This window comes from Mycobacterium sp. E1747 (genome assembly GCF_001667775.1).
Classification (GTDB): domain Bacteria; phylum Actinomycetota; class Actinomycetes; order Mycobacteriales; family Mycobacteriaceae; genus Mycobacterium.
Map to the genome: position 1 here is coordinate 1 of NZ_LZJI01000224.1, position 834 is coordinate 834.

At 71.7% G+C, this 834-nt stretch carries 1 protein-coding gene; it reads left to right on the plus strand.

The genetic code is table 11. The features are described 5' to 3' along the window. Positions 1 to 834: SDR family NAD(P)-dependent oxidoreductase (locus A5695_RS23900; protein WP_156749826.1), on the plus strand; the 834-nt coding region annotated here is incomplete at both ends.

Consider the following 834-nt stretch of genomic DNA (forward strand, 5'->3'; position numbering starts at 1 on the left):
CCGGCGCGGAAAACGTCGGCCCCGACGACGTCGGCGCGTCCCCGGCGCAGGCGGCGCTGGCCGCGATGCATCGCAGCATCGGTTTCGAATTCACCGACCAGGCCTTCGGACATCTTGACCTGCCGGACCGGAACCTCGACGCGCCGACGGCTGGCGCCGTCATCGACGTGTTGCTCGGTGCGGCCGCCGAGGTGGCAGTGCGCGGAAGTGCAGTGCCGCGACCCTACGTCCGAACTTTCCGGGACTGCCGCGATTCGGCGATTAAACGGCCCCTGGACGCCGCCGCGCTGGACAACGTGGTGATCACCGGCGGCAGCGGCGCCATCGGCCTGCGGTATGCGCGGTACTGCATTGAGCGCGGGGCACGAACGGTCACGCTGCTCAGCCGCAGCGGCCTCGACCCGACGGTGCTGCGCCGGCTCACCGAAGGCCACGACACCGCGGTACGCGCCCTGCGTTGCGACATCACCGATCCGGTCGCCGTGGCCGCAGCCGGCAGGCACGCCGGGGACGGGGCGTCGTTGCTGATCCATACCGCCGGCATCGCCGAGACGCGCTTCCGCGCCGACCTGACCGGCACCGATGTGGCGGCGGTATGTGCCGCCAAGGTGCGTGGTCTGGCGCTGCTGGCCGACATGTGGCCGCTGCGGCCGGACTCCCGCATCCTGGCCTGCTCGTCGGTGTTCGGAGTGTGGGGCGGTTACCACCACGCCGCTTATGCCGCCTCCAACCGGATGCTGGACGTGTTGGTTGCCCAGCTGCGATGCATCGCGGCCAGCGCCGCCTGCGCCGGGGACGCGCCGACGTCGTCGGGGCCGACGTTTTCCGCGCCGG